General features: G+C 68.7%; 29 protein-coding genes. 10 read left to right on the top strand and 19 right to left on the bottom strand.

Translation table 11 applies throughout. The features are described 5' to 3' along the window. The 4 genes from EIP85_RS17355 to EIP85_RS17340 form a co-directional block, all read left to right on the top strand. The coding region (locus EIP85_RS17355) for a thiamine pyrophosphate-dependent enzyme (protein ID WP_241560076.1) at nucleotides 1-462 on the top strand (462 nt) is incomplete at its 5' end. A gap of 54 nt (nucleotides 463-516) precedes the next feature. Continuing rightward, nucleotides 517-1,419: a myo-inosose-2 dehydratase gene (gene iolE, locus EIP85_RS17350; protein ID WP_127903474.1), complete on the top strand. Its 903-nt coding sequence runs from the start codon at nucleotides 517-519 to the stop codon at nucleotides 1,417-1,419. Nucleotides 1,420-1,527: 108 nt separating this feature from the next. Beyond that, nucleotides 1,528-2,007 carry an Lrp/AsnC family transcriptional regulator gene (locus tag EIP85_RS17345; RefSeq protein WP_127903473.1) on the top strand — a complete coding sequence of 160 codons (480 nt, stop codon included), beginning with the start codon at nucleotides 1,528-1,530 and terminating at the stop codon, nucleotides 2,005-2,007. A gap of 387 nt (nucleotides 2,008-2,394) precedes the next feature. Further along, complete coding sequence (locus tag EIP85_RS17340; protein WP_127903472.1) at nucleotides 2,395-3,009, top strand: transglutaminase-like cysteine peptidase; 615 nt, start codon at nucleotides 2,395-2,397, stop codon at nucleotides 3,007-3,009. A 35-nt stretch (nucleotides 3,010-3,044) separates the two neighbouring features. Here EIP85_RS17340 and EIP85_RS22860 read toward each other — a convergent pair whose 3' ends face one another. The 3 genes from EIP85_RS22860 to EIP85_RS17325 all read right to left on the bottom strand — a co-directional run bounded on the left by EIP85_RS22860 (nucleotide 3,045) and on the right by EIP85_RS17325 (nucleotide 7,606). Beyond that, nucleotides 3,045-4,121 carry a hypothetical protein gene (locus tag EIP85_RS22860; RefSeq protein WP_164871771.1) on the bottom strand — a complete coding sequence of 359 codons (1,077 nt, stop codon included), beginning with the start codon at nucleotides 4,119-4,121 and terminating at the stop codon, nucleotides 3,045-3,047. A 346-nt stretch (nucleotides 4,122-4,467) separates the two neighbouring features. Beyond that, complete coding sequence (locus EIP85_RS17330) at nucleotides 4,468-6,294, bottom strand: chloride channel protein (protein WP_241560075.1); 1,827 nt, start codon at nucleotides 6,292-6,294, stop codon at nucleotides 4,468-4,470. 154 nt (nucleotides 6,295-6,448) lie between these two features. After that, the gene (locus EIP85_RS17325; RefSeq protein WP_127903471.1) at nucleotides 6,449-7,606 is read right to left on the bottom strand and encodes an MFS transporter; all 1,158 of its coding nucleotides are present in this window, start codon (nucleotides 7,604-7,606) and stop codon (nucleotides 6,449-6,451) included. A 179-nt stretch (nucleotides 7,607-7,785) separates the two neighbouring features. Between EIP85_RS17325 and EIP85_RS17320 the strand changes: the two genes are divergently transcribed. The 3 genes from EIP85_RS17320 (at nucleotide 7,786) to EIP85_RS17310 (ending at nucleotide 9,873) form a co-directional block, all read left to right on the top strand. After that, entirely contained in the window at nucleotides 7,786-8,415 is a 630-nt protein-coding gene (locus EIP85_RS17320; protein ID WP_127903470.1) for a 50S ribosomal protein L25/general stress protein Ctc, read from the top strand. Nucleotides 8,416-8,637: 222 nt separating this feature from the next. Further along, nucleotides 8,638-9,375 (top strand): aminoacyl-tRNA hydrolase, encoded by a 738-nt coding sequence (gene pth, locus EIP85_RS17315; RefSeq protein ID WP_127903469.1) that lies wholly within the window; start codon nucleotides 8,638-8,640, stop codon nucleotides 9,373-9,375. Nucleotides 9,376-9,504: 129 nt separating this feature from the next. Further along, nucleotides 9,505-9,873: a DUF2237 family protein gene (locus tag EIP85_RS17310; RefSeq protein ID WP_127903480.1), complete on the top strand. Its 369-nt coding sequence runs from the start codon at nucleotides 9,505-9,507 to the stop codon at nucleotides 9,871-9,873. Here the strand turns inward: EIP85_RS17310 and EIP85_RS17305 are convergent. From EIP85_RS17305 to EIP85_RS17235, 15 genes are all read right to left on the bottom strand, one after another. After that, on the bottom strand, nucleotides 9,858-10,382 hold the full coding sequence (locus EIP85_RS17305) for a helix-turn-helix transcriptional regulator (RefSeq protein ID WP_127903468.1): 525 nt from the start codon (nucleotides 10,380-10,382) through the stop codon (nucleotides 9,858-9,860). The two genes, EIP85_RS17310 and EIP85_RS17305, sit on opposite strands and share 16 nt — an antisense overlap. 81 nt (nucleotides 10,383-10,463) lie before the next feature. Further along, nucleotides 10,464-10,895 (bottom strand): hypothetical protein, encoded by a 432-nt coding sequence (locus tag EIP85_RS17300; RefSeq protein WP_127903467.1) that lies wholly within the window; start codon nucleotides 10,893-10,895, stop codon nucleotides 10,464-10,466. 65 nt (nucleotides 10,896-10,960) lie between these two features. Then, nucleotides 10,961-11,329, bottom strand: a complete 369-nt coding sequence (locus EIP85_RS23060; protein WP_206615566.1) for a hypothetical protein — start codon at nucleotides 11,327-11,329, stop codon at nucleotides 10,961-10,963. 210 nt (nucleotides 11,330-11,539) lie between these two features. After that, nucleotides 11,540-12,772, bottom strand: coding sequence for a tryptophan synthase subunit beta (trpB, locus tag EIP85_RS17290; protein ID WP_127903466.1), 1,233 nt, complete (start codon nucleotides 12,770-12,772; stop codon nucleotides 11,540-11,542). A gap of 16 nt (nucleotides 12,773-12,788) precedes the next feature. Then, complete coding sequence (locus tag EIP85_RS17285; protein WP_127903465.1) at nucleotides 12,789-13,238, bottom strand: GNAT family N-acetyltransferase; 450 nt, start codon at nucleotides 13,236-13,238, stop codon at nucleotides 12,789-12,791. Then, nucleotides 13,235-13,885 carry a phosphoribosylanthranilate isomerase gene (locus EIP85_RS17280; RefSeq protein WP_127903464.1) on the bottom strand — a complete coding sequence of 217 codons (651 nt, stop codon included), beginning with the start codon at nucleotides 13,883-13,885 and terminating at the stop codon, nucleotides 13,235-13,237. Before EIP85_RS17280 ends, EIP85_RS17285 begins: the two co-directional genes overlap by 4 nt. A gap of 33 nt (nucleotides 13,886-13,918) precedes the next feature. Next, entirely contained in the window at nucleotides 13,919-14,284 is a 366-nt protein-coding gene (locus EIP85_RS17275; protein WP_241560074.1) for a lipopolysaccharide assembly protein LapA domain-containing protein, read from the bottom strand. Continuing rightward, nucleotides 14,284-14,571: an integration host factor subunit beta gene (gene ihfB / locus EIP85_RS17270; protein ID WP_127903463.1), complete on the bottom strand. Its 288-nt coding sequence runs from the start codon at nucleotides 14,569-14,571 to the stop codon at nucleotides 14,284-14,286. Before ihfB ends, EIP85_RS17275 begins: the two co-directional genes overlap by 1 nt. Nucleotides 14,572-14,918: 347 nt before the next feature. Then, on the bottom strand, nucleotides 14,919-16,601 hold the full coding sequence (rpsA, locus tag EIP85_RS17265; RefSeq protein WP_127903462.1) for a 30S ribosomal protein S1: 1,683 nt from the start codon (nucleotides 16,599-16,601) through the stop codon (nucleotides 14,919-14,921). A gap of 230 nt (nucleotides 16,602-16,831) precedes the next feature. Next, a complete protein-coding gene (locus EIP85_RS17260; protein WP_127903461.1) occupies nucleotides 16,832-17,245 on the bottom strand; it encodes a DNA breaking-rejoining protein in 414 nt (137 codons plus the stop codon). Between the two features lie 79 nt (nucleotides 17,246-17,324). Further along, on the bottom strand, nucleotides 17,325-17,558 hold the full coding sequence (locus EIP85_RS17255) for a hypothetical protein (protein WP_127903460.1): 234 nt from the start codon (nucleotides 17,556-17,558) through the stop codon (nucleotides 17,325-17,327). Between the two features lie 352 nt (nucleotides 17,559-17,910). Then, the gene (locus tag EIP85_RS17250) at nucleotides 17,911-18,507 is read right to left on the bottom strand and encodes a (d)CMP kinase (RefSeq protein WP_127903459.1); all 597 of its coding nucleotides are present in this window, start codon (nucleotides 18,505-18,507) and stop codon (nucleotides 17,911-17,913) included. A gap of 47 nt (nucleotides 18,508-18,554) precedes the next feature. Further along, complete coding sequence (aroA, locus tag EIP85_RS17245; RefSeq protein WP_127903458.1) at nucleotides 18,555-19,907, bottom strand: 3-phosphoshikimate 1-carboxyvinyltransferase; 1,353 nt, start codon at nucleotides 19,905-19,907, stop codon at nucleotides 18,555-18,557. 80 nt (nucleotides 19,908-19,987) lie between these two features. Next, nucleotides 19,988-20,410 (bottom strand): GlcG/HbpS family heme-binding protein, encoded by a 423-nt coding sequence (locus EIP85_RS17240; RefSeq protein ID WP_127903457.1) that lies wholly within the window; start codon nucleotides 20,408-20,410, stop codon nucleotides 19,988-19,990. 52 nt (nucleotides 20,411-20,462) lie between these two features. After that, a complete protein-coding gene (locus EIP85_RS17235) occupies nucleotides 20,463-22,610 on the bottom strand; it encodes a malate synthase G (RefSeq protein WP_127903456.1) in 2,148 nt (715 codons plus the stop codon). A gap of 244 nt (nucleotides 22,611-22,854) precedes the next feature. Between EIP85_RS17235 and EIP85_RS17230 the strand changes: the two genes are divergently transcribed. Both EIP85_RS17230 and EIP85_RS17225 read left to right on the top strand, forming a co-directional pair. After that, nucleotides 22,855-23,202 carry an ArsR/SmtB family transcription factor gene (locus tag EIP85_RS17230; protein ID WP_127903455.1) on the top strand — a complete coding sequence of 116 codons (348 nt, stop codon included), beginning with the start codon at nucleotides 22,855-22,857 and terminating at the stop codon, nucleotides 23,200-23,202. Next, nucleotides 23,192-23,656: an SRPBCC family protein gene (locus tag EIP85_RS17225; protein WP_127903454.1), complete on the top strand. Its 465-nt coding sequence runs from the start codon at nucleotides 23,192-23,194 to the stop codon at nucleotides 23,654-23,656. The genes EIP85_RS17230 and EIP85_RS17225 overlap by 11 nt, the downstream gene beginning before the upstream one ends. Here the strand turns inward: EIP85_RS17225 and EIP85_RS17220 are convergent. Continuing rightward, nucleotides 23,646-23,981 carry a hypothetical protein gene (locus EIP85_RS17220; protein WP_127903453.1) on the bottom strand — a complete coding sequence of 112 codons (336 nt, stop codon included), beginning with the start codon at nucleotides 23,979-23,981 and terminating at the stop codon, nucleotides 23,646-23,648. The genes EIP85_RS17225 and EIP85_RS17220 overlap by 11 nt on opposite strands. A 196-nt stretch (nucleotides 23,982-24,177) precedes the next feature. On the opposite strand from EIP85_RS17220, the gene pepN reads away from it, so the two are divergent. Next, nucleotides 24,178-26,745: an aminopeptidase N gene (gene pepN / locus EIP85_RS17215; protein WP_127903452.1), complete on the top strand. Its 2,568-nt coding sequence runs from the start codon at nucleotides 24,178-24,180 to the stop codon at nucleotides 26,743-26,745. The last annotated feature ends 1 nt before the right edge of the window (nucleotide 26,746 follow it).

Raw genomic sequence — 26,746 nt, 5'->3', positions numbered from 1 at the left:
GTGATCTGCTTCGTCGGCGACGGCAGCTACATGATGGCGAACTCGGAGCTGGCGACGGCGGTGATGCGCCGCGTCCCCTTCACGGTGGTGCTGACCGACAACCGCGGCTACGGCTGCATCAACCGCCTGCAGATGGCCAGCGGCGGGGTGGAGTTCAACAACCTCTACGCCCATGCCAATGTCGAGGCGCAGCCGGAAATCGACTTCGTCGCCCACGCCGCCGCCATGGGCGCCCATGCCGAGCGGGCCTCGGGCATCGCCGATCTGGAGGCGAAGATCCTCACCGCCCGGGGGCGCGAAATCCCCTCCGTCATCGTCATCGAGACCGACCCCTACCCCGGCACCGGCGCCGGCGGCCACTGGTGGGACGTGGCGGTGCCCCAGGCCGGCGACGCCCCGCGGCTTGATGAGGCCCGCGCCCGCTACGCCGAGGGCGCCCGCACCCAGCGCGCCTTCGACTGATCCCGGCCCGGACCCCGGGCCGCCCCGTTACCCTTGAGAGCGAAAGGACCTCTCATGATCCTCTACGGCACCAACCCGATCGCCTGGTCGAACGACGACGACCACTCGATCGGCGCGCATCTGACGCTCGACGACTGCCTGACCGACTGCCGCAGGATCGGCTTCGACGGCATCGAGAAGGGCCACAAGATGCCCGACGACGGGGCAGAGCTGAAGGCCCGGCTCGGCGCCTACGGGCTGCGCTTCGCCGCCGGCTGGCACTCGACCAATATCCTCACGAACGACCTCGACACCGAGAAGGCCGCCCTCCAGCGTTTCATCGACATGCTGAAGGCGGCCGGCGGCGACCACATCAACGCCTGCGAATGCTCCAACACGGTGCATGGCAATGACGCGGTACCGGTGAACGACCGCCCCATCCTCACCGACGCGGAATGGGAACGGTTCTCCACCGGGTACGAGGCGCTTTCGGCCTTCGCCGCGGGCCAGGGTGTGAAGATGGGCTACCACCATCACATGGGCACGATCGTGGAAAGCGCCGCCGACATCGAGCGCTTCATGGCGATGGCCGGCCCCCATACCCGCCTCCTCCTCGACACCGGGCACGCCTTCTTCGGCGGGGCCGACCCGGCCGAGCTCGCCCGGAAGTACATGGACCGCGTCACCCATATCCACGCCAAGAACATCCGGCCCGGGATCATGGAAGAGGTCCGCACCCAGGGCCTCAGCTTCCTCGAGGGCGTGCGCCGCGGCGTCTTCACCGTGCCGGGCGACAAGGAGGGCTGCGTAGACTTCCCGCCGGTTCTGAAGATCGCGGCGGAACACGGCTATTCCGGCTGGCTGGTGATCGAGGCCGAGCAGGACAGCCTCGTGCGCGAACCCTTCACCTACCAGAACATGGGCTATCTCGCGCTGAAGCGCATGGCGCGAGAGGCCGGGCTCGACACCGCCGCCTGAGGGCCCGGGGCCCTGCCAAACCCTTGTCCGGCGCGCCGGTTCCGGCCTAGGCTCGGGCGCGGATGGTGCATTTGCCCATCCGCGCCCGATATCACAGGACATTCGCCCATGACCGACCGCCCCGACATGCCAGAGATCGACCGTATCGACCGCGCCATCCTGCGCATCCTCGCGGCGGACGGGAGGATCTCCACCACGGTCCTCGCCGATCGGGTCGGCCTGTCGAAAACCCCGGTCGCCGCCCGGATCCGGCGGCTGGAGGCGGCGGGGGTCATCACCGGCTACGCTGCGCATCTGTCGGCCCGCAAGCTCGGCCTCGGCCATGTCGCCTTCGTAGAGGTGCGGCTGTCGGACACCCGCGAAGCGGCGCTCCTTGCCTTCAACGCCGCCGTGCGCAAGCTGCCGGAGGTCGAGGAATGCTACATGATCGCGGCGAGTTTCGACTACCTGATGAAGGTGCGCACCCGCGATATCACCGAGTATCGCCGCGTGCTGGGAGAGACGATCTCCGCCCTGCCGCATGTCGCCTCCACCTCCACCTATGTCAGCATGGAAAGCGTCAAGGAGCCGGGGATCAGCCAGATCTGAGCCCCCTGTTTCAGCCGCTCACATACCCGTTATAGTGGCTGACACGACTTGACCGGCAACATGTTGCCTGCGGGCCCGCGCAGTGCGTTGCCCGGCGCGCGCGCCGCGCCTATGATCGCCGCATCGAACCCGGCCCGCGCGCCTGAAAAGACGCGGCCGGGATGAGACGGCAGAAACAGGCAAGGACAGGCAGTCATCCCCTTCCGGCATTCCGCCCGCGCCCCGGGGCCGCAGTGCGGCCGAGCGGCGCGCGGCCCCCTTCACCGCCCCATCGGGCGGGCCTTTGCGGAAAATCCACGGAACCGGCCCAAATCCGGCCCGGATTTGCCGCGCTCCGAGTCCAGCCTGCCCGCAACGGATCGCAACGCTCGGGAAGGATCGCACCCGATGAGCTTCTCCACCCCCATCCGCCTCTGTGCCGCGCTGCTGCTCTGCGCGCTGCCGCTGGCCCCGGCCGGGGCGGCCCCGGCGACCGCCGGTGCGAGCTTCCTGACCGCGCGCGCCACCGCCTCGGCTCCGCGCGGATTCGGCCCGCTCTGCACCACCTACAGCTGGCTCTGCGCCACCTCCAGCGCCCGGGACCTGCCCGGCGGGGGCGCCCTCGCGCTTGCCCGCAGCGTCAACCGCCAGGTCAATGCCACGACCCCGCAGATCTCCGACCTGGCGCAATACGGCGTCCCCGACCACTGGGCGCTGCCCACCGCGCGCGGCGGCGATTGCGAAGACATCGCGATGCTGAAGAAGGAACGCCTGGTCATGGCCGGCTACCCGGCGCAGGACCTGCTGATCGCCACCGTCCTCGACCGCACGGGCGAGAACCACGCCGTCCTCGTCGCCCGCACCGCGATGGGCGATTTCGTGCTGGACAACCTGCGCGACGCCGTCCTGCCCTGGCAGCGCACGCGCTATACCTTCCTCACCATGCAGAACCCGTCCCGGCCCAGCCAGTGGGAGGCGGTACTGGAGGGCGGGATGATCCCGCTGCGGCTGGCCAGCAACTGAGGCCCGGCCCGGAAGGCACCAGGGCGCCACCCGGTCTAGGACGAACCGCCCCCGCCGCCGAAGCCGCCATGCCCGCCGCTGCCCAGGGAGTTGCCCCCCGGCCAGCCGTGGTTTCCGCCGTCGAGGACGCCCTGCCCGAACGCCTGGCCCATATTGCCAAGCGCACCGAGGTCCTGCTTCCACCAGCCCGGCAGACCCTGCTGGCCATGGCCGTCGTGCGTGTCGTGGCCATCGCCGCCCTTGGCATGGTTCCAGTGGTCCGGGTCGCCGTGACCGCCATGGCCCTTGTCGTGATGGGGACCGTCGCCGTCGTGGCCGGTCCCGTGGTGGTGGCCGTCGCCGTCATGGCCCTTGCCGTCATTGCCCTCGCCGTGATGGTCCTTGCCGTGATGGTCCTTGCCGTGATGACCCGCGCCATGGTCCCAACCGCCGGAAGAGCCATGATCCCAGCCGCCGGAAGAGCCGTGATCCCCGCCATGGCCGCCGTCGTGCCCGCCATGGTCACCGTGATGGTGTCCGCCCCCGTCGTGGTCACCGCCGTGATCCCAACCGCCGTGATCCCAGCCGCCGGAGCCGCCGCCCCCGCCGTGGTGGTGGTGCCCTCCGTCGCCGCCGCTGCCGCCTGAGCCACCGGAGCCACCCGAACCGCCGCTGCCGCCAGAGCCACCGGAGCCGCCGCTACCACCCGAGCCGCCAGTTCCGCCCGTACCGCCGCTGCCGCCCGTACCGCCGCTGCCGCCATCGCCGCCGGTCGTGCCCGTCGTCCCGGTCGTGCCGGAGCCACCGTCACCGCCGCTCGCGCCCGTACCGCCGCTGCCGCCATTTCCGCCACCGCCGCCGTTTCCGCCCAGAAGCTTCTGCTCGGCCACAACGATCGATCCGGTCGCGCCGCTGGTCAGGATCAGCGCGCTGGCCGGGCAGTTCTCCGAGACTTGCGCCAGCAGCTTGGGAAAGTCGCTGCGGGCACGGATCTCACGCACCAGGCCGGGCGTCAGCGCCTTCGCATCGCAGAGGTTGACCTCCGCCGCCCAGGCCGGAGCCGGCCCCATCCCCAAGAGAACCATCGCCGTGGCCGTCGCCGCGCCGCCGGTCAGCCATCTCGACACCTTCATTTGGGACCCCCCACATAAATCCGCCGGATAGCCTCAATATAAATTTGGTTTATACAATTAGGTTCTTGCCTGTATTCATGCTGCGCGCGGCAGTTTGAATTGGCAAGATCACAGCGGCTAATTAGCTTGGGAATTGAAGTCGAGTCTCATTTTCCACGCATTGCAAAAAACGATAATTCAACTTTAGGTAATATATTATCTGCGAGGCTCACGTCAGAAGAAAATTCTTCATCAGTCGCCTCACCCCCGCCCCCGCTGCCCCGTCCCCCGGCACGGGCCGCGGCGCGGGACCGGCGACTCACCCCCGGCCTGCGCCGCCGCTGCCCGCGCCCGTCCCGGGGGGGGGTCAGCCCGGATAGATCTGCACGCCGTCGGCGACGGCCTTGGCGATCTGGTCGCGCGAGATCACGCCCAGCACCTCCGGCTGGGCCTGGCCGAGCGTCCGGCGAACGACCACGGCGGTTCTCAGCTGCCCGCCCGGCATGCGGCCGATGATCTCGAACATCGACTCCGCCTCCGGCACGATGACGAAATCGCGCTGCGCCAGCTCGCCCAGCGTCACCTCGGCCGCATCCGCCCCCACCGCGCGCCTCAGGCTGGTGTTCACCCGAAGCGTCCCGATGATCTGGCCCTCTGCGGTGATGACGACATGCTGCAGCCCGTCGCGCCCGGCTGTGGCGCGGATCAGCTCCGCAAAGGTCGTGGCGCGGTCCATCACCATCACGCTCGCGTCCATCAGCTCGCCCGCCCGCTTGACGAGGAACAGGTTCGAATGCATCGCCTTGGGGATCGGATGGCCGCGGCGGGCGAGCTTCATCGTGTAGATGCTCTCCGGCACCAGCCGCTGCCGCACCGTCAGCGCCGCCGCCACGGCAAGGATCATCGGGAAGACAATGTCATAGTCCCGCGTCATCTCGAATGTCATGGTCACCGCGGTCACCACCGCCCCGGTGCCGCCGCCGACCAGCGCGCCCATCCCCACCATGGCGAAGGCCGGCACCGTGATCGGCGCTGACGGGTCGGCCATCAGCACCACGCCCGCGAAGGCCGCCCCCAGTGTCGCCCCCATGAAGAGCGAGGGCGAGAAAATCCCGCCGGAGGAGCCGGAGCCGAGGCTGACACAGGCCGCGAAGAGCTTGCCGAGCAGCAGCACCGCCAGCAGCAGGACGGTCTGGTTCTTTTCGTTCAGCACCGCCTGGATCGTCGAATAGCCGACGCCCTCGATGTAGAAATGCCCCGTTGTCTGCGCCAGCGCGTAGATCGCAAGCCCCACCAGGAACATCCCGAACCCGTGGCGCAGATAGCCGTTGCCGATCTTCTCGAACAGATCCTCGCACCGGTGCAGCCCGCGGATATAGGCCGCCGCCACCACGCCCGCGAGGACCCCCAGGATGAGGTAGAGCAGCAGCGTGAAGAGGCTGCTCGGCGCATCCGCGATCGGTGTTAGGTTCGAGGGCACGGCGAAGGCCGGCTGAGATCCGAAATAGAGCCGCCCGATGAAGGTTGCAGCACCCGTGGCGACGGCGACCGGCAGGAAGGTGGTCACGCTCACTTCCGGCAGTAGCAGCTCCGAGGCGAAGAGAACCCCGCCCAGCGGCGTGTTGAAGGTCGCGGCGATCCCCGCACCCGCCCCGGCCGCGACCAGCGTGATCCGCTGCCCCGCCGTCATCCGCACCACCTGGCCCAGCGTCGATCCCATCGCCGCGCCGATCTGGATGATCGGCCCCTCGCGCCCCACCGCGGCGCCGCTGCCGATGGCGAGCGCGGAGGCGAGCGATTTCACCACCGCCACCACGGGGCGGATGATGCCGCGGTTGTAGTAGGTCGCGTCCATCACCTCGGGCACGCCATGGCCGCGGGCCTCCGGCGCGAAGGTCTGGACCAGCCAGGTAACCCCCAGCGCGCCGATCACCGGCACCAGAATGACCCAGGGCCCCCAGGTGTCGACCGGGGTGAAATGCTCCGCGTCATAGGCGGTGGAGGCCTGGCCGAGGAACAGCAGGTTGTGGATCAGCCCGATCAGCGCCCGGAAAATCACCGCCCCGACCCCGGCAACCGCCCCGGTCAGGAGCGCGAAGGCAGAGAGGCGCAGCACGCCGAGCGGGCGCGCCTCCAGCGCCATGGCCTCGCTCTCCGGTGTTTCGCCTGTCTCCGCCTCGTGCTCGCTGCCCATGCGTCCCCCGGCTCTTTTATGCCCCGGGGCTGTCTCGCGGGGCCGCCATGGGCCCGCCGGCCTCCGGTCTGGCCCCAGTCTCGGCCAGCCGGGCCTGCGTTTCAACCGTGGAGAGGGACGCGCGCCTCAATCGCTCGACCGCCGCCCCCGGGCCTCAGGCCGTCACGGGGCGTGAGCGCGCCAGAAGCGGCAGCAGCGGCAGGATCAGCAGCAGGAACACTGCAACGGCCCCGAAGGCCGCGCGCAGGCCAAGGAACTGCGACAGCGCGCCCAGCACCGCCGGCCCGATGAAGAAGCCGGTATAGCCGATCTGCGTCGCCCGCGCGATCGCCGCCGTCCGCCGCGCCGGCGCGGCCAGCCGCCCGACCAGCGCGAAGGCCACCGGCGCGATCACCGAAACGCCCAGCCCGAGGATGATGAAACCGAGGTAGCCATAGGCCGGCGAAGGCGCCAGCGCCGCCACGACCGCCCCCACGGCCGCCGTCAGCCCCGCGGCGCGCAGAAGGCTCCTCTCGCTCATCCGCGCCGACAGGAACTGCCCCGACATCCGCCCGATCCCCATGGTCAGCCCCAGCAGCGCCGGTCCGTAGCTGCCCAGCCCGCGCGCCCCGCCCAGCGTGCGCTCGATATGCAGCGCCGACCAGGCCTCGGTCGCGTTCTCTGCCAGAAAGCCGATCAGGATGATCAGCCCGCCGATCAGCGCCACCGGGCCCAGCCCGCCGGCGCCCGCCTCCTGCGGCTCGTGCGAAAGCCCGTCGACCCGCGCGTCGCGCTCGATCGTGGCCAGTGACATCACCGCGACCAGCGCCGCCGCGATGCCGATCACCGGCGCTGGGCCATAGCCCGCTGCGCGCGCCAGCCCGGTGACGGCGGCCGCGCCGGCATAGGCGAAGGAGAAGATCGCGTGGTTGAGGCTCATCAGATGCGTGTCGTGCTCGGCCTCGATGGTGCTGACCCGCGCGTTCATCAGCACGTCGAGCGTGCCCGTCGTCATCCCCACCAGCGCCATCGCGGCGGCGAAGAACCCCGGCGCCGTCAGATGCGCGGGCAGCGAGAAGGCCAGCGCGAAGGCCAGCCCCGCTACCGGCAGCCGCGCGCGGCCGAGCGTGCGGCCCACATGCGGCGCGAACCGCATCGCGAAGATCGCGCCGGTGGAGGAGCACAGAAACAGCATCCCCCAGCCCGCGTCATCCACCCCCAGCATCGCCTTGGTGGCGGGCGCCATGCCGAAGAACGTCCCCCAGATCATCCCGAGGGACGCGAAACTCACCAGGGTTGCCCGCGCGAGGCGGATCTGGGAAAGCAGTGACATGGAAGCGCTCCGATCCGCGGTGAAGAAATCCCGGCGGTTGTGGCAGACCTATCCGCTCCGCCGCCGCGGGACAAGTCGGGCGTTTTTTGCCTTTCCTTCCTGCGCTGCCTGCTCTATCAGAGCGCCTCGCGGCCGCTCACCCTTGGAGGACGGCCGGTCTTTTCATATGGAGAACCTCAATGGCTGGTGAGATCCCTGATCTTCACGCCGAGGTACGGACAGGGACAGGCAAGGGGGCCGCCCGTCAAGCCCGACGCGAGGGCTACGTACCCGGTATCGTTTATGGTGACGGCAAGGAGCCGGTCGCCCTGAACTTCGAATTCAACGCACTCCTGAAGAAGCTGAAGGCGGGCCGGTTCCTGCAGACGCTCTTCAACCTCAAGGTCGAGGGGCAGGAAGACGTCCGCGTCATCTGCCGCGGCGTGCAACGCGACGTGGTGAAGGACCTTCCGACCCATGTCGACCTGATGCGGCTGCATCGCGGCTCGCGCATCAAGCTGTTCATCCACGTGACCTTCGTGAACCACGAAGCGGCGCCCGGCCTGAAGCGCGGCGGCACGCTGACCGTGGTGCGCCCGGAAGTCGAACTGGAAGTGACGGCGGCCGACATCCCGGACCACATCACCGTGGACCTGACCGGCCTGCAGATCGGCGACGTCATCCACATCAACGACATTCCGCTTCCGGCGGGCGCCCGCCCGACGATCGACCGGAACTTCGTGATCGCGAACATCGCGGCACCCTCGGGCCTGCGTTCGAGCGAAGACGAAGCCGCCGAGGAAACGGAGGAGGCCGAAGCCGAGGAGTGATCCCCGGCCGGACTGCCAGACAGAGGCGGAAGCGCAGCAGCGCTTCCGCCTTTTTCTTTGCGCGGACGGGCGGCGCCCCCCGCCCCGGGACGGGGGAGGCGATGTTGCACCCGCCCCACCGCCCCGGTAGATTGCCCCGACAATTTGCAAAGCGGCCCGCCCGCCCGGCCCAGCCGGGCGAATGCCCCATCCGGGCCCCGGACGCTTCGGGAGAGAACAGGCGTGAAACTCTTCGTCGGCCTCGGAAATCCGGGCGCGGAACATGCAATGAACCGGCACAACATCGGCTTCATGGCGCTCGACCGGATCGCGGCGGACCACGGCTTCGCGCCTTGGCGCGCCCGCTTCCAGGGGCTTCTGTCCGAGGGCCGCCTCGGGTCCGAGAAGGTGCTCCTGCTGAAGCCCCAGACCTACATGAACCTCTCCGGCCAGTCGGTGGGCGAGGCGCTGCGCTTCTTCAAGCTCGACGCCCCCGACGTGACGGTGTTCCATGACGAACTGGACCTCGCCCCCGCCAGGCTGCGGCTGAAGCACGGCGGCGGTCATGCCGGCCACAACGGGCTGCGCTCGATCGACGCCCATATCGGCCCGCACTACACCCGCGTCCGTATGGGCATCGGCCATCCCGGCCACAAGGACCGCGTCGCGGGTTACGTGCTGCAGAACTTCGCCAAGGCCGACGCCGACTGGCTGGAGGATCTTCTGACTGGCCTCTCCGAAGGCGCCGCCGACCTCGCCGAGGGGGCGGATGCGAAGTTCCAGAACGCCGTCGCCCTGCGCCTCTTCCCGCCCCGCCCCTCGACCGGCGAGAAGGGACCGGCGAAGAAGCCGGCCGCCGCCGAAAAACCGGGGGACGCGAAACCCGAGGCCCCGAAACCCATCCCGGCCGATCCGCGCCCGGCCGCTCCGGCCGAGGACACGCGCAGCCCGCTGCAGCGCCTGGCGGACAAGTTCCGGTGACCCCCCGGCCCGGCGGAAAGACCGGGGCGATCAGCCGCGCCGATTTCCGCCGCCGCCCGGTGCAATGGACCCCTTCGGTTCCCCACCCCAATCCCTTATGATCCCGCTCAGGGAGGATCTGCCGTGCCGATCATGGAACCTTCGATCAACGTCCTCGGCGGCCCGCTGGAGACCTGCTCTCGCGACCCGATGACGGGCTTCTTTCGCAACGGCTGCTGCGACACCGCCGCCTCCGACCGCGGCGTCCACACAGTCTGCGCGATCATGACGGCAGAGTTCCTGGCGCTGTCGAAATACCTCGGCAACGACCTCTCGACCCCGCGGCCGGAATTCGGCTTCGCGGGCCTGAAGCCGGGCGATCAGTGGTGCCTTTGCGCCGGGCGCTTTCTGCAGGCACATGAGGAAGGCGCGGCGCCGCAGGTCCGCCTCTCGGCCACGCACAAGCGCACGCTCACCGTGGTCCCGCTCGAGGTGCTGCAGCTCTACGCGGCCGACTGATCCGGGGCCCCGTCCGCCAGCCGCGGCGCGTCGCCGGCCAGCATGTCCTCGATGAACAGGCTCAGAAGCTGCGGCCGCCCGGTGACGCCGGCCTTGCGGTAGATCGCCGCCGTCTGTGCCTTCACCGTCCCTTCCGAGGTCTTGCGCAGCTGCGCGATTTCCGCCGTCGACATGCCCTTGATCGCGAACAGCGCCACGTCGCGCTCGGCCGGTGTCAGGCCCCAGGCCGTGAACCGTTCGTCAAGCAATGCCTGAAACGCTATGGACACCGCGCGAAGCTGCTTTTCGGCATGGTTTGAGCGCCGGATCGTGCGCTGCAGCGCGATCGCCCCCAGCACGAAGCCCAGAAGCAGGCCGATCGCGGCACCGATCTCCAGCAACTCCTTCGTGTCCCAGGGGACGGGACGGGAATCGAGACCGAAGACCGTGACGACGATCTCGGCAATGAAAAAGAAGGCGCAGACCGCCTGAATGGCAAGGATCAGGGCGACGAATACCGTGTTCTTCACCTTCGGCCAGACTCCGCTCCACCCAACGCGCTCCGGCCCGGGCCGGGCGCAGGGTACCGCGCCCCCGCTTGCAGCACGCTGTCAGTCATCCGACGAGCCGCCGCCGGATGAGTCGTGGGAGCCGCCATCCGATCCGCCATCGCCAGAGCCGCCCGAGCTGCCGCCGCCGCCCCCGCTCGCGCCGCCTCCGCCAGAGCCGGACGAGCCGCCATGCGAGCCGAGGATGTCTTCATGCGCCTTTCCGCCGCCGGTGAGGGGGCTGGAATAGTCGCGCAGGATCTCCCCGGTGTGGCGGTTCAGAACGATCTCGCGCCGCTCGGTCTTGCTTTCAGCGTGAATCAGGATCCGGCCGAACCAGCTTCGGCCAACCGTGATCCTGTTGAAGCCCTGCCGGCGCAACTCCTTTTCGACCTGCGTCGTGAAGGGCGACCCGTCGGCCCAGGCCGCCGCCGGCAACAGGGCCGGTGCCAGCGACAGCGCGAGCGTGACGACAACTGCGCGACGTGTTGGCATGATCCATTCTCCACCGCTCTGGGGCCGCCCCGGCAAAGGGCGGCCCCGAAACTCATATACTAGGCTCAGTCGTCGTGGCCACTCGAGTCGTGCCCGCCCGAGCCACCATTGCCGCCGCCGTTGCCGCCGTCGTGCCCGCCATCGTGGCCGCCCGAACCGCCATGATCCCCCGAGTCGTGGCCGGTCACGTCATCGCCGGAGGAATGCTGGCCGCTCGTCCCCTGCCCGACCGCCCCGCCATGCTCGATGGCATCGCTGCCGCAGGACGAACTTGCGCCGGAGGCGGCGCAGCCGTCGTCCTGTCCGCTGGACGGCTGGCTGACCGTCGTGCCGGAGACGGAACCGGAGGCGGTCTGCGCCCGGGCGCCCTGAGCGACCGCGAAGGCGCTCACAATGGCGAGGGTCGCGACATAGGTAACAAAGGGAAGTTTCATTGGAATGTCCTTTCCTGCTGCTGCGCCCTCGGATGGGCGACGGGAAGGACATGACCTAATTCGGTTCCGCCAATCCATTGGCCGCACGGCATATTCCGCGCACTTCTGCCGGCCCCGGGGCAGCATAAACCTTTGGACTATGCCCGTCCGGGCCGGTTTTCGAACCCCGCGCCGCGCCGTCCCCAAGGGGCGGCCGGGACCACACCTGCCTCAGCCGTTCAGTTCGACGCCGAGATGCCGGGCAACGGCGAAGATGTCCTTGTCGCCCCGGCCGCACATGTTCATGACGATGATGTGGTCCTTGGGCAGCGTCGGCGCGATCTTCATCACATGCGCCAGCGCGTGGGACGGCTCCAGCGCCGGGATGATGCCTTCGGTCCTGCAGCAGAGCTGGAACGCCTCCAGCGCCTCGGAATCGGTGATGGCGACATATTCGGCGCGCCCGGTGTCGTGCAGCCAGGCGTGTTCCGGCCCGATGCCCGGGTAGTCGAGCCCGGCCGAGATCGAGAAGCCCTCCAGGATCTGCCCGTCCTCGTCCTGCAGCAGGTAGGTCTTGTTGCCGTGAAGCACGCCCGGGCGCCCACCGGTAAGGCTGGCGCAATGCTCCATCTTCTCGTTCACGCCCTTGCCGCCCGCCTCGACGCCGATGATGCGGACGGACGGATCGTCGAGGAACGGGTAGAACAGGCCCATCGCGTTCGACCCGCCGCCGATCGCGGCGATGACCGTGTCGGGAAGGCGGCCCTCGCCCTCCTGCTCGGGAAGCTGCCAGCGCACCTCCTTGCCGATGATCGACTGGAAATCGCGCACCATCGCCGGATAGGGATGCGGACCCGCGACGGTGCCGATGCAGTAGAACGTGTCGCGGACATTGGTCACCCAGTCGCGCAACGCGTCGTTCATCGCGTCCTTCAGCGTGCCGCGGCCAGAGGTGACCGCGTGAACTTCCGCCCCCAGCAGCTTCATCCGGAACACGTTCGGCGCCTGCCGCTCCACGTCATGCGCGCCCATGTAGACCACGCATTTCAGCCCGAACTTGGCGCAGACGGTGGCGGTGGCCACGCCATGCTGACCCGCGCCCGTCTCTGCGATGATCCGCGTCTTGCCCATGCGGCGGGCGAGCAGGATCTGCCCCAGCACGTTGTTGATCTTGTGCGCGCCGGTGTGGTTCAGCTCGTCGCGCTTCATGTAGATCTTTGCGCCGCCCAGATGCTCCGTCAGCCGCGGCGCGAAATAAAGCGGGCTCGGCCGGCCGACGTAATGCTTCCAGAGGTCGTTCATCTCCGCCCAGAAGGACGGATCCTCCTTCGCCTTCTCGTATTCCGCCTGCAGATCCAGGATCAGCGGCATCAGCGTCTCGGAGACGAACCGCCCCCCGAACTGCCCGAAACGGCCGTTCTCGTCCGGGCCGTTCATGAAGGAATTGAAGAGATCGTCGGCCATGGCTGTCTTCCCGCGCTCAGTCCAGACTGCGTTTATAGCCAACGTGGCTGGCGGTAAAGCCGAGCCGCTCATAGAAACGATGCGCCCGCGCCCGGCTGTTGGAGGAGGTGAGCTGGATCAGGCTGCAACCCGCCGCCCGCGCCCGCGCCTCGGCATCCGCCATCAGCGCGGCGCCGATGCCCTTGCTCCTCAATGCGCTCTCCACCCGCACGCTTTCCACCTGCGCCCGCGTTGCTGCGCGCAGGGAAAGCCCGTGGAGGATGGTGTGCTGGTAGGTCGCGACGATCCGCCCCTCCATCTCGCCTACGATCAGGTGGCTGTCCTCGCGGCGCTCCATCCCGTCGAAGGCGGCAAGATAGGTGGCAAGCTCTGCCGTCTCCCGCGCCTTGCCCAGTTCGTCATCGGCCAGCATGGCGACGATGGTTGCCACATCCGCGCGCCGCGCGGGACGGAAGCTGACGCTCATCCCCGCGCCGCCGCAATGAAGGCCCGGATCAGGCCTTCGTCCTTCACCCCCGGCGCGCTCTCCACCGCCGAGGAGACATCGACCTGCGTCGCGCCCGTCAGCCGGATCGCCTCGGCAACGTTGGAGGCGTCGAGCCCCCCCGCCAGCATCCAGGGCTTCTCCCAGCGCCGCCCGGCGATCAGCCGCCAGTCAAAGGGGATCCCGTTGCCGCCCGGCAGCGCAGCCCCCTTCGGCGGCTTGGCGTCGATCAGGATCTGGTCGGCCACGGCCTCGTATTCCGCGATCCGCGCAAGGTCGGCCGCCTCGGCCACGCCGACCGCCTTCATCACCGGCAGGCCGAAACGGGCGCGGACCTCGGCCACGCGCTCCGGGCTTTCGCGGCCATGAAGCTGAAGCATGTCCAGCGGCACCTTGTCGAGGATCGCATCCAGCGCCGCATCGCTCGCGTCGACCGTCAGCGCGACCTTTGCAACGCCCATCGGCGCGGCCCAGGCGGCCTCGCGCGCCGCCTCGGGGCTGAGGTTGCGGGGCGAGCGGTCGAAGAAGACGAAGCCGACATAGGCGGCCCCCGCCTCGGCCGCGACCTCCACCAGCCGCGGCTCGCGCAGCCCGCAGATCTTCACGCGGATCCCGCCCTGCCTCGCCATCACGTCATCCTGTTCTGCTTGCCCGGTCCGGGCCTAGTGCTTGGTCGGCCCGTCGAGCAGCGCCAGCACGTCGTCCTTCTTGTGGCCGTGCTGCTCGCGCAGCTTGCTGACCTCGCGGGCCAGCGCCGTGACACGCCGCTGGCCGGTGCGCCCGGCCTTGCGGTGCTTGCCCTCGCGAAGCCACTCCCAGAAGAAGCCGATGACGATGCCAAGCGCGGCAGAGGCCAGGATGACCAGGAACAGCGGCACCTGGGCCATGGCGTTCCAGCCAAGGAAATCGGCGAAATCGGCGGGCAGCGCCCGGACCGTCACCACGCCCCGGTTGGCCATCGCAGCCGCAATCAGCACGATCGCCAGAACGGCGATCGCCAGGTAGCGCAGAAGCCGGATCCGTCGCATCACGCCTCTTTGCCGTTAAGCCGGTCTCGCAGCAGCTTGCCGGTCTTGAAGAACGGCACCGCCTTTTCCTCTACCTGCACCGCTTCGCCGGTGCGCGGGTTGCGCCCGACGCGGGCGTCGCGCTTCTTCACCGAGAAGGCCCCGAAGCCGCGCAACTCGACCCGGTCACCGCGGGCCAGCGCCTCGATGATCTCCTCGAAGATCGTGTTCACGATCTTCTCCACGTCGCGTTGGTAAAGGTGCGGGTTCTCGCCGGCAATCTTCTCGATCAATTCGGAACGGATCATGCAAAATCCCCCTGTGGGCGGTCAGTCGGACAGACACCCCCCTCTGTCGCTGGTCGGAACTATAGGGCCAATTCTCCGAGGCTCAAACAGAAAGCCATTGGAATAGCGGCGATTTCCGCCACTCCCTGCCTGTCAAGGGGCGCATTGCATTGTGCAAAGGCGGCGCCGGGGTGCGTCCACGGGTTTCGCGGCAGCGCGGCATGCCAGAGAGGGGGGGGACCGATTCGCACCCGCGCCCCATCCCGCGACCACGGAGGGCCGCGCCCATCCGGGCGGGCGGGGGCTCGCGCCAAAAGAAAACGGCCCCCGAACGGGGGCCGCTTCCAATCTCGTGGACTGAGCTGTGCTCAGTTCTTGTCGCCCTTGAGCGCGGCGCCAAGGATGTCGCCCAGCGACGCACCGGAGTCGGACGAACCGTATTGTTCCACGGCTTCCTTCTCCTCGGCGATCTCGCGCGCCTTGATCGACAGGCCCAGACGACGGGTCTTGCTGTCGATGTTGGTCACGCGCGCATCGACGTGGTCGCCGACCTGGAAGCGCTCGGGGCGCTGCTCGGAACGGTCACGCGACAGGTCGGAGCGACGGATGAAGCTCTTCATGCCGTTGTACTCGACCTCGATGCCGCCATCCTCGATCGCGGTCACCGTGACGGTGACGACCGAGCCGCGCTTCACGCCGTCGACCGCATCGCTGAACGTGTCTTCACCCAGCGCCTTGATCGAGAGCGAAATCCGCTCCTTCTCGGTGTCGACCTCGGTGACGACCGCCTGGACGACGTCGCCCTTGCGGTAGTTCTGGATCGCCTCTTCCCCGCGCTGATCCCAGCTCAGGTCGGAGAGGTGAACCATCCCGTCGATGTCGTTGTCGAGACCCACGAACAGCCCGAACTCGGTGATGTTCTTCACCTCGCCCTCGATCTGCGTACCGATCGGATGGGTTTCGGCGAAGACTTCCCACGGGTTGCGCATGGTCTGCTTCAGGCCCAGCGAGACGCGGCGCTTGGCGCTGTCGATCTCGAGAACCATGACGTCGACTTCCTGGCTGGTCGAAACGATCTTGCCGGGGTGGACGTTCTTCTTGGTCCAGGACATTTCCGAGACGTGGACGAGACCTTCGACGCCCGGCTCCAGCTCCACGAAGGCGCCGTAGTCGGTGATGTTGGTCACGCGGCCCTTGTGGACCGAACCCAGCGGATAGTTGGCTTCCACCGAATCCCACGGATCGGCCAGCAGCTGCTTCATGCCCAGGCTGATGCGGTGGGTTTCCTTGTTGATCTTGATGACCTGAACCTTGACGGTCTCGCCGATCGACAGGATTTCCGACGGGTGGTTGACGCGGCGCCAGGCCATGTCGGTGACGTGCAGCAGGCCGTCCACACCACCCAGATCGACGAAGGCGCCGTATTCGGTGATGTTCTTGACCACGCCATCCACCACCTGACCTTCGGAGAGGTTGGCGATGACTTCGGCGCGCTGCTCGGCGCGGCTCTCTTCCAGGATCGCCCGGCGCGACACGACGATGTTGCCGCGGCGACGGTCCATCTTGAGGATCTGGAACGGCTGCTTCAGGCCCATCAGCGGGCCGGCGTCGCGCACCGGGCGCACGTCGACCTGGGAGCCCGGAAGGAAGGCCACGGCGCCGCCGAGATCGACGGTGAAGCCACCCTTCACGCGGCCGAAGATCGCGCCTTCGACACGCTCTTCGCTGGCGTAGGCCTTCTCGAGACGATCCCAGGCCTCTTCACGCCGCGCCTTGTCGCGGCTGATGACGGCCTCGCCACGCGCGTTCTCGACGCGGTCGAGGTAGACCTCGACCTCATCGCCGACGGTGATCGACGGGGCCTCGCCCGGATTCGCGAATTCCTTCAGATCGACACGGCCTTCCATCTTGTAGCCGACGTCGATGATGGCCTGGCCCGCCTCGATGGCGATGACCTTGCCCTTTACGACAGAGCCCTCGTCGGGGGTGTCGATCTCGAAGCTCTCCTGCAGGAGGGCTTCGAATTCTTCCATGCTAGCTTTAGCGCTCATAGAGTCACGGTTTCCTTCATAGGGTTTTCACTGGCCGGGCGGTTGGCTCCGCCGGTCTTCGTTGCGGTCCGTCGGGCGCCCAGGAGGCCGGACAAAAGACAAAGGGCCGGATTGCATCTCCGACCCTGCCCCATATCGTCCGGCTTCTTGACCGCCGTTTTGACTGCGGCTGCTATAAAGATATCGCGGCCCGGAGGCAAGAGCGCACAGCATTGCCGGGCCCGAGGCCCTCAGCCGTCCGGCCTCCCCGTGATCGAGACGTAGAGCCGGTAGGCCGCGCGCTCCCCCCGCCGCGCGGCCGAGCGCATCATGTAGACCTGCACCGAGTAGACGCCCGAGGCCGCAAGCGGCGCATCGAAGACCGGCCCCGAGATCGAGCCGATGAAGATCGCCGCATCCCCCGGCCCTTTGCCCGGGGCGAAGACGTTGAAATAGGCGGCCGTATTCGGGCTCGCCATCCTGATCCGCATCCGCTGCCCCGCCGCCGCGCGCAGCTCGTAAAGGATATAGTCATAGCCCCGGATCTCGCCCCGCGCGGTCGTGGCACTCGCCCCGGCTGCGAAGTCGATGCGCCGCACCTCCTGCGCCGGGGCGGCCCCGGCAAGGATCAGCGCCAGCGCGGCGGCGGCCAGGGCATCTCTCATGGCGAAACCCTCCCGGGGAACCCGTCCCCCGGGAGGATAGCACGCCGCCCGCGTACCCCGGCCCGAATTCCGGACTGCCTCAGCGCAGGTCCCAGAACGAGGGTCGCCCGGGCGGAACGGGCGGCAGCCCGATATCGCGGCGCAGGTGGGCGTTGAGCTGCCCGGCATCGTCGCCCCGCGCCGGCGGACGGTGGCGCAGCGCTGCCGCGAAAGCCGCGCGCAGAACGCGCCAGGCGCCGTGCCGGTCGATGATGTCCTGCAGCGCCGCGGTCAGATCGGGCCGGGATGCGGGAAGGTTCGGTTGTGCAATCATGGCATGAATTCCGGCGCCTCGCGGCAATCCGGCCTCTCCTGGTGAAATGAGACCCGGAACGGCGGACCGAAACCGGCCCCTATCGGGTCAAGCTGTTGTCAAGTCTTGGAAAAGGGGACCCGCGAAGGTCCGTGAGGGGCATCAGGCCAAACGGCGAGAGCACCAATTGCCGGGATGCATCCCGGCCAGGCCCACATTGGCGAGGCGAGCGTAACGGTTGGTAATCATGCAGCGCCTCCCTTTCAAAACGTGGGTCAGGGTTCCGGCTTTAGGCCCCGGGGGCCGCTCGGGCAAGCCTCTGCCGCGACATCCCGCCGCATCGGTGGACGTCTGCGGCCATTGCGCAACAGCCTCAGCGCCGGGCGGAGACCAGATCGATCGCGCGGGCCACCGCCTCGTCGATCCCCAGGCTGGAGGTGTCCAGCACCACCGCATCCGCCGCGGGCTTCAGCGGCGCCGAGGTCCGTGCCCGGTCGCGCTCGTCGCGCTCCTGCAGCTGGGCGAGAACCTCCGCCTCACTCACCGTCTCGCCCGCCTCGCGAAGCTCCAGCCAGCGGCGATGCGCCCGCACCGCGTCGGTGGCGGTGACATAGATCTTCACCTCGGCCTCCGGGCAGATGACCGTGCCGATATCCCGCCCGTCGAGCACCGCCCCGCCATCGCGCCGGGCAAAGGCCTGCTGGAACGCGACCAGGGCCTTGCGCACCTCCGGCACCGCCGCCACCCGGCTCGCCGCCTGCCCCGCCTCGGCCGAGCGCAGGTCGTCCCGTTCAAGGTCCGCCGCGCTCAGCCCCCGGGCCACCGCCACCGGATCGCCGCCCTTGGCGCCGACCGCACGGTAAAGAAGCCCGGTGTCGAGATGCGCGAAGCCGAACCGCGCCGCCACCGCGCGCGAGATCGTCCCCTTGCCCGCCGCAGCGGGCCCGTCGATCGCCACCGTGAAGCTCATCGCATCCCTCCCGGCCAAGCCGTTCCCGTACCCTCGGTGCGCCCGCCCTATTGGTTGTCGCGGGCGATGGAGGCGCCAAGCCCCGCCATCAGGCCCTCGAAGACCGGAAAGCTGGTCGCGATCGGCGCGCCGTCATCGACCGAGACCGGCTTCTTCGCCGCAAGGCCGAGAACAAGGAAGCTCATCGCGATCCGATGGTCCAGGTGGCTCGCGCAAACAGCGCCCCCCGGAACCGCCCCCGGTCCCATCCCGTGGACGATAAGCGTATCCTCATCCTCCTCGATCGTCACCCCGCAGGCCTCGAGGCCGCGCGCCATGGCGTCGATCCGGTCGCTTTCCTTGACGCGCAGCTCCTTGACGCCGCGCATCACCGTGGTGCCGGTCGCGTTCGCCGCGACGACCGAGAGCACCGGATATTCGTCGATCATCGAGGCCGCGCGCTCCGGCGGCACCTCGATCCCCTTCATCTCGGGCGAGAAGCGCACGCGCAGATCGGCCACCGGCTCGCCGCCCTCTTCGCGCGCGTTCTCAAAATCTATCAGCGCGCCCATCTCGACGAGCGTCGTATAGAGCCCGTTGCGCGTGCTGTTCTGGCTGACGCCGGGAACGAGGATCTCGGACCCCTCGACGATCAGCGCCGCGCAGACCGGGAAGGCGGCGGAGGAGGGATCGCGCGGCACGGCGACCTCCTGCGGGCGCAGCTCCGGCCGGCCCTGCAGGGTGATCACATGGCCCTCGGCGGTCTTTTCCGCCGAAAGCGTCGCGCCGAAGCCGCGCAGCATGCGTTCGGAATGGTCCCGCGTCGGCTCGCGCTCGATCACCACCGTCTCGCCGGGCGCGTTGAGGCCCGCCAGAAGCACGGCGGATTTCACCTGCGCCGACGGCACCGGCACGGTGTAGCGCGCGGGCACCGGATCGGCCGCGCCGATCACCGTCATCGGCAGTCGCCCGCCGGCCCGCCCGTAAGCCTGCGCCCCGAAAAGCGACAGCGGATCCGTCACCCGCCCCATCGGCCGCTTCCGGAGGCTCGCATCGCCGGTGAAGGTCGCCGTCATCGCCGTCGTCGCCATCGCGCCCATGATCAGGCGGACGGAGGTGCCGGAATTGCCGCAGTCGATCACGTCGGCCGGCTCGCCGAAGCCGCCCACACCCACGCCGTGGACCGACCAGGCCCCCGGCCCGTGGCGCGTCACCTCGGCGCCGAAGGCGCGCATTGCAGCGGCGGTGCCCAGCACGTCCTCGCCCTCCAGCAGACCGGTGACGCGGGTCTCGCCCACGGCCAGCGCGCCCAGGATCAGCGCGCGGTGGCTGATCGACTTGTCGCCCGGGATCTCCGCCACGCCCTTGAGGGGGCCGGATTTCCGCGCGGTCATCGGTTGGGCAAAGTCATGGCCGGCCATCGGGCGCTCCTCGTAAATCTCGCCGCCTGATAGCGCGGTTGCCGGGCGGCGTCCACGGGGCCGGGGCGCCCGCGCCGGCCTCAGGCTTCGGCCCGGTAGCCCGCCGCCTCGATCCCGGCCACCGCCGCCACCGCGTCGTTGTCTGAGGTGTCGCCGGTCACGCCCACCGCACCCAGCACCTTGCCGCGCGCGTCGCGCACCAGCACGCCGCCACGCACCGGCACGAATCGGCCGCCGTAAAGGCCGTTCATCGCGTCGGTGAAGGTCGGCTGCGCCTCCGCCCGCTTCTGGATCGCATCGCCGCCAAGGCCCAGCATCAGGCAGCCGTAGGCCTTGCCCCGCGCGATGTCGAACCGCCCCGGGCTTGCCCCGTCGGAGCGTTCGAAGGCGATCACGTGACCGCCTTCGTCCAGAATCACGACCGACAGCGGCTTGAACCCCGCCTCGGTCCCCTTCGCCAGTGCCGCACGGATGATGCTCCGCGCCTTCCGAAGTGAAATCATCTCACCCTCCCGTAAGGTGCGCAGTCATTGCGCACCATCCATGCGGCCGCGCTCAGATGATCCCGCGCTCCGCCTTCAGCTTCCGCCGCCGCGCATGCAGCACCGGCTCGGTATAGCCCGAGGGCTGCACCCGCCCCTCGAAGACCAGGTCGCAGGCCGCCTTGAAGGCCTGACCGTCGAAGCCCGGCGCCATCGGCACATAGGCCGCGTCCCCCGCGTTCTGCCGGTCGACGACGGCGGCCATCTTCTTCATCACCGCCATGACCTGCTCTTGGCTCACCACGCCATGATGCAGCCAGTTCGCCAGCGCTTGCGAGGAGATCCGGCAGGTCGCCCGGTCCTCCATCAGCCCGACATCATGGATATCCGGCACCTTGGAGCAGCCGACGCCCTGATCGATCCAGCGCACGACATAGCCAAGGATACCCTGCGCGTTGTTCTCCAGTTCCGCCTGGATCTCGTCGGCGTTCCAGTTGGTGCCATGGGCAAGCGGGATCGTCAGCAGGTCCCGCAGGCTGCCGCGCGCCCCGCCCGAGGCGATCTCGCCCTGCCGGGCGAAGACGTCGACCTTGTGGTAATGCGTGGCATGCAGCGTCGCCGCCGTCGGCGACGGCACCCAGGCGGTGTTCGCGCCCGCCTTCGGATGGCCGATCTTCTCGGCCAGCATCGCCGCCATCAGGTCCGGCGCCGCCCACATTCCCTTGCCGATCTGCGCCTTGCCGGAAAGCCCGCAGGCCAGGCCGATGTCGACGTTGCGATCCTCGTAGCTCTTGATCCAGGCGGAGTTCTTCATCTCCCCCTTCCGGACCATCGGCCCGGCTTCCATCGAAGTGTGGATCTCGTCCCCGGTACGGTCGAGGAAACCCGTGTTGATAAAGGCCACCCGCCGCTTCGCGGCCCGGATGCATTCCTTCAAGTTGGCCGAGGTACGCCGCTCCTCGTCCATGATGCCGAGCTTCACGGTATTGGCCGGCAGGCCCAGGCAGGCCTCGACCGCCGTGAAGATCTGGTCGGCGAAGGCGACCTCTTCCGGCCCGTGCATCTTCGGCTTCACGACATAGACCGAGCCGGTGACGGAGTTCCGCGGCCCGGAGACCTTCCTGAGGTCGTGCATCGCGCAAAGCACGGTGCAGAAGGCGTCCAGAAGCCCCTCGTAGGCCTCGTTCCCGTCGCGATCCAGAACCGCCGGGTTGGTCATCAGGTGGCCGACATTGCGCACCAGCATGATCGAGCGGCCCTTCAGCGCCAGCGCCGAGCCGTCGGCGGCGGTGAAGCCCAGGTCACCGCTCAGCGTCCGGGTTACGGATTTTCCGCCCTTCTCGAACGTGTCGGCCAGGTCGCCCTTCATCAGGCCCAGCCAGTTGCGATAGGCCAGCACCTTGTCCGGCGCATCGACCGCCGCCACCGAATCCTCGCAGTCCATGATCGAGGAGACCGCCGCCTCCAGCCGGATATCGGCGACATGGGCACGGTCGGTCTTGCCGATGAAATGGCCCGCATCGATGTCGATGATGATGTGCAGATGGTTCTGCTTCAGCACCACGGCAGAGGGCGCCGCCGCCGCGCCCGCGTAGCCCACGAACATCGACGGGTCGGCCAGCGCCGGCACCAGCGCCCCGTCCTTCACGCTGTATCCCGTCACGTCGGCATGGCTGCCCGAGGCGAGCGGCACCGCCTCGTCGAGGAAGGTCCGCCCCCAGGCGATCACCCGCGCGCCCCGCTCGGCGTCGAAGCCGCCCGCCTTCGGCGCGTCGCCCAGCGCATCGGTGCCGTAAAGCGCGTCATAGAGCGATCCCCAGCGCGCATTGGCCGCGTTCAGCGCATAGCGCGCGTTCATCACCGGCACGACCAGCTGCGGCCCGGGGATCGCCGCGAATTCCGGATCCGTGCCCTCGGTCTCGATCCTGAAATCCGGGCCTTCGGGAACGAGATAGCCGATCTCGCGCAGGAAGGCCTCATAGGCGTCCTGGTCCATCGCCTGCCCCTTGCGGGCCTTGTGCCAGCCGTCGATGGCCGCCTGCAGCTCCTCCCGCCGGGCAAGGAGCGCCGCGTTCTTCGGCCCGAGCCCATGCACCGCATCCGACAGACCCGCCCAGAACGCCTCCGCCGATACGCCCGTTCCCGGCAGCGCCTCGCCCTCGATGAACGCCACCAGCCGCGCATCGACCTGTAGGCCGTTTTTCCCGATGCGGTCCGTCATGCCAGAAAGTCCCTCTTCTTGGGCGCCATGCGCCCGGTATGCCATGGCACACCATTAGGGAAAAAGTTTCCGATAGGCAACAAACGGCACTCTGGGTGGAAGGGCCGCCCTGTGCCCCGCCCTACAGGCGCCAAGCCCATGACAACCAAAGACAATCCGCCGCTGCCCGCGGCCGCATGCCGAAACCTAGCCAATCAGCTAAGTTTTCCTTGCCCGACTCACCCGGGCGTGAATACTTAGCGACATGACTAAGCATGACCCTGCACTCGACACCCTGTTCCACGCGCTCGGCGACCCCACACGACGCGCGATGCTGGAGCGGCTCTTCCGCGGCCCCGCGCCGGTGACGGAGCTCGCCGCCCCGACCGGCCTCGCCCTGCCGACGGTCATGCGCCACCTCGCTGTGCTGGAGCAGGCAGGCCTCATCGCCAGCGAGAAGACCGGCCGCACCCGCCTCTGCCGCGCGCTGCCTGACCGGCTTGCCCCGGCCACGGACTGGCTCACCCGGCAGCATTCGATCTGGGAGGGGCGCCTCGACCGGCTCGACGCGCTCCTCGCGACATTTCCCAAGGAGGAGACCGATGGAAATTAATCCCGAACTCGACCTCGAACTGACCCGCCTGATCGCCGCCAGCCCGGCGCAGGTCTGGCGCTGCTGGACCGAACCGGAGCTTCTGAAGCAATGGTGGGCCCCGAAGCCGGTCGAAACGATAGAGGCGCGGATAGACCTGCGCCCCGGCGGCAAGTTCTACACCGTCATGCGTCTGCCCGACGGCCATACCATGCCGGTCGAGGGCTGCTACCTGGACGTCGTCCCCGAACAGCGCCTCGTCTTCACCGACGCGCTGCAGGCGGACTGGCGCCCAGCGCCGCAGCCCTTCTTCACCGCGATCCTCACCGTCGCGCGCGAGGGCGAGGGCACGCGCTATACCGCCCGCGCCCTCCATGCCAATGCCGAGAACAAGCACCAGCACGAACACATGGGCTTCATGGACGGCTGGGCGACGGCCCTGCGCCAGCTGGAGCGGCTGGCCGTCACGCTCTGACCGGCGCAGCCGGCCCGTTATCCAGGGCGCTGGCCGTCTGGGCCGGCGTCTCGCCGTAACCCTGCTGGCCATAACCCCTGTCGCGCGCGCCCTGCGGCAGCGTCGGCTGCGGCGCGGGCATCACCGGGGTCGAGAAGTGGATCAGCTTGCCGGTCTGGTCGTTGATCTTCGGCCCGCTGCTGCGGATCGGCTGCGCCTGCCGGACCAGTCCGGCGACAGAGATCATCAGATAGACCAGCACCACGGCCACCACGGCGCTGATCCCCAGAAGCGGCGCGGTGTGGCGCCGCGATTGCTCTTCAAGATTCACGTCAGGGGCGGACATGTCAGCTCCTTTCCGGCCCGCCTGGGGCCTTTCCCAACAGGTGGGCCCCGCCCCGCCGCGATGAAACCGTGCGTCGCGGGATCTTGAGCGCTCTCGATCCCGGCGGTCACCCCGGCCGCCCCGGCCCGCACGCCTCCCCTGGCTTGAACCTCCGGCCCGAACCGCTACACCTGTGGCACTTCCAGAGGAGAGCGCGATGAAGGACGAGACCCCGCAGACGGTGCATCTGGCCGACTACCTGCCCCCCAGCCACCTGGTGGAGGACGTGCGGCTGACCTTCCGCCTCGCCCCGGCCTCGACCCGCGTCCTCTCCGAGATCCGCTTCACCCCCAATCCCGCGCGCCCCGGCGCGCACGACCTCAGGCTCGACGGCGAGGCGCTCGGCCTGATCTCCGCCGCGGTGGACGGAACGCCCATCACGGCGCTGCCCGACACCACCGGCCTCACCCTGCCGGCGGCGACCCTCCCCGATGGCCCCTTCATCTTCACGGCCGAGGTCGAGATCGCGCCAGAGGACAACACCCGCCTCGAAGGGCTCTACATGTCGCGCGCCATGTACTGCACCCAATGCGAGGCCGAGGGCTTCCGCCGCATCACCTTCTACCCCGACCGCCCCGACGTCATGGCCCCGTTCCATGTCCGCATCGAATCCGACCTGCCGGTCCTGCTGTCGAACGGCGACCTGAAGGGCGAGGGCCCCGGCTGGGCCGAATGGCACGACCCCTGGCCCAAGCCCTCCTATCTCTTCGCGCTGGTCGCGGGCGATCTCGTCGCCCATTCCGACCGCTTCACCACCGCCTCGGGCCGCGAGGTCGCGCTCAACATCTGGGTTCGCCCGGGGGACGAGGGCAAATGCGCCTATGCGATGGGCGCCCTGAAACGCGCGATGAAGTGGGATGAAGAGACCTACGGCCGCGAATACGACTTGGACATTTTCAACATTGTCGCCGTCGATGACTTCAATATGGGCGCAATGGAGAACAAGGGGTTGAACATTTTCAACTCCAAATACGTCCTCGCCCTGCCAGAGACCGCGACCGACGACGACTTCGCCCGCATCGAGGCGATCATCGCCCACGAGTATTTTCACAACTGGACCGGCAACCGCATCACCTGCCGCGACTGGTTCCAGCTCTGCCTGAAGGAAGGGCTGACCGTCTACCGCGACCAGTCCTTCTCCTCTGACATGCGCTCGGCCTCCGTGAAGCGGATCGAGGATGTGCTGACGCTCCGCGCCCGCCAGTTCCGCGAGGACGGCGGCCCCCTCGCCCACCCGGTCCGGCCCGACAATTACGTGGAAATCAACAACTTCTACACCGCCACCGTCTACGAGAAGGGCGCCGAGGTGATCGGCATGCTGAAAAGCCTCGTCGGCGAGGACGGCTACCGCAAGGCGCTCGATCTCTACTTCGACCGCCACGACGGCGACGCCGCCACGATCGAGGACTGGCTGAAGGTGTTCGAGGACGCGACCGGCCGCGACCTGACCCAGTTCAAGCGCTGGTACACCGATGCCGGTACCCCCCGCCTGACGGTGACGGAGGACTTCAGGGACGGCCGCTACACGCTCAGCTTCAAACAGGAAACCGCCCCCACCCCGGGCCAGTCGGAAAAGCCGCCCCGCGTCATCCCCATCGCCGTCGGCCTCCTGAACCCGAACGGCGACGAGGTGCTGCCGACCCAAGTCCTCGAGATGACCGAGGCGGAGCAGAGCTTCACCTTCGAGGGCCTCGCGACCCGGCCCGTCCCCTCGATCCTGCGCAACTTCTCCGCCCCCGTGGTGCTCGACCGCGCCTCAACGCCAGAGGAACGCGCCTTCCTGCTGGCGCATGACACCGACCCGTTCAACAAGTGGGAGGCGGGCCGCAGCCTCGCCAAGGACGTGCTGGCCCGCATGGTCACCGATGGCGCGGCGCCCGGCCCCGACTACCTCGACGCGCTCACCCGCATGGCCCGCGACGAGGCGCTCGACCCCGCCTTCCGCGCCTATGCCCTGCGCCTGCCGTCCGAGGACGACATGGCCCAGACCCTCTTCGCCGCCGGCCGGACGCCAGACCCCGCCGCGATCTACGCCGCGCGGGAGAAGCTCGCCCTCGCGGTGGCCGAGGCGCTGCGTCCGACCCTGACCAGCCTGCACGAGACGATGGCCGTCCCCGGCCCCTACACGCCCGATCCCCGGGCCGCCGGCCAGCGCGCGCTCAGGCTGCAGGCGCTGGCCTACCTGACCCGCCTCGATGGCGGCGCCCGGGCGGAAAAGCAGTTCTCCGAGGCCTCGAACATGACAGAGGAACTCGGCGCCATGGCCGCCCTCCTGATGATCGGCAAGGGAGAGGAGGCGCTTGCAAGCTTCGCCCGCCGCTGGGCCGCCGACCGCCTCGTCATGGACAAGTGGTTCACCCTTCAGGTGCTCGAGGCCACCCCCGCGGCGCTGGCCGAGACCGCCCGCCGCCTGACGGAGCACGCGGAGTTCGACTGGAAGAACCCCAACCGCTTCCGCGCCGTCCTCGGCGCCATGGCGGCCAATCACGCGGGCTTCCACCACGCCTCCGGCGCCGCCTACCGCCTGCTCGCCGACTGGCTGATCAAGCTCGACGGCATCAACCCGCAGACGGCGGCCCGCCTCTCCACCGCCTTCGAAACCTGGCGCCGCTACGACGCCGACCGCCAGGGCATGATCCGGGCAGAGCTCGCCCGCATCCGCGCCACCCCCGGCCTCTCGCGCGACCTGGGCGAGATGACGCAAAGGATGCTCGGCGAGGGCTGAT

It is taken from the genome of Solirhodobacter olei, from assembly GCF_004010155.1.
In the GTDB taxonomy this organism is placed as follows: Bacteria; Pseudomonadota; Alphaproteobacteria; order Rhodobacterales; family Rhodobacteraceae; genus Solirhodobacter; species Solirhodobacter olei.
Note: the sequence above shows the minus strand (reverse complement) of the source record. Positions and strands in the feature narration are given on the sequence as shown.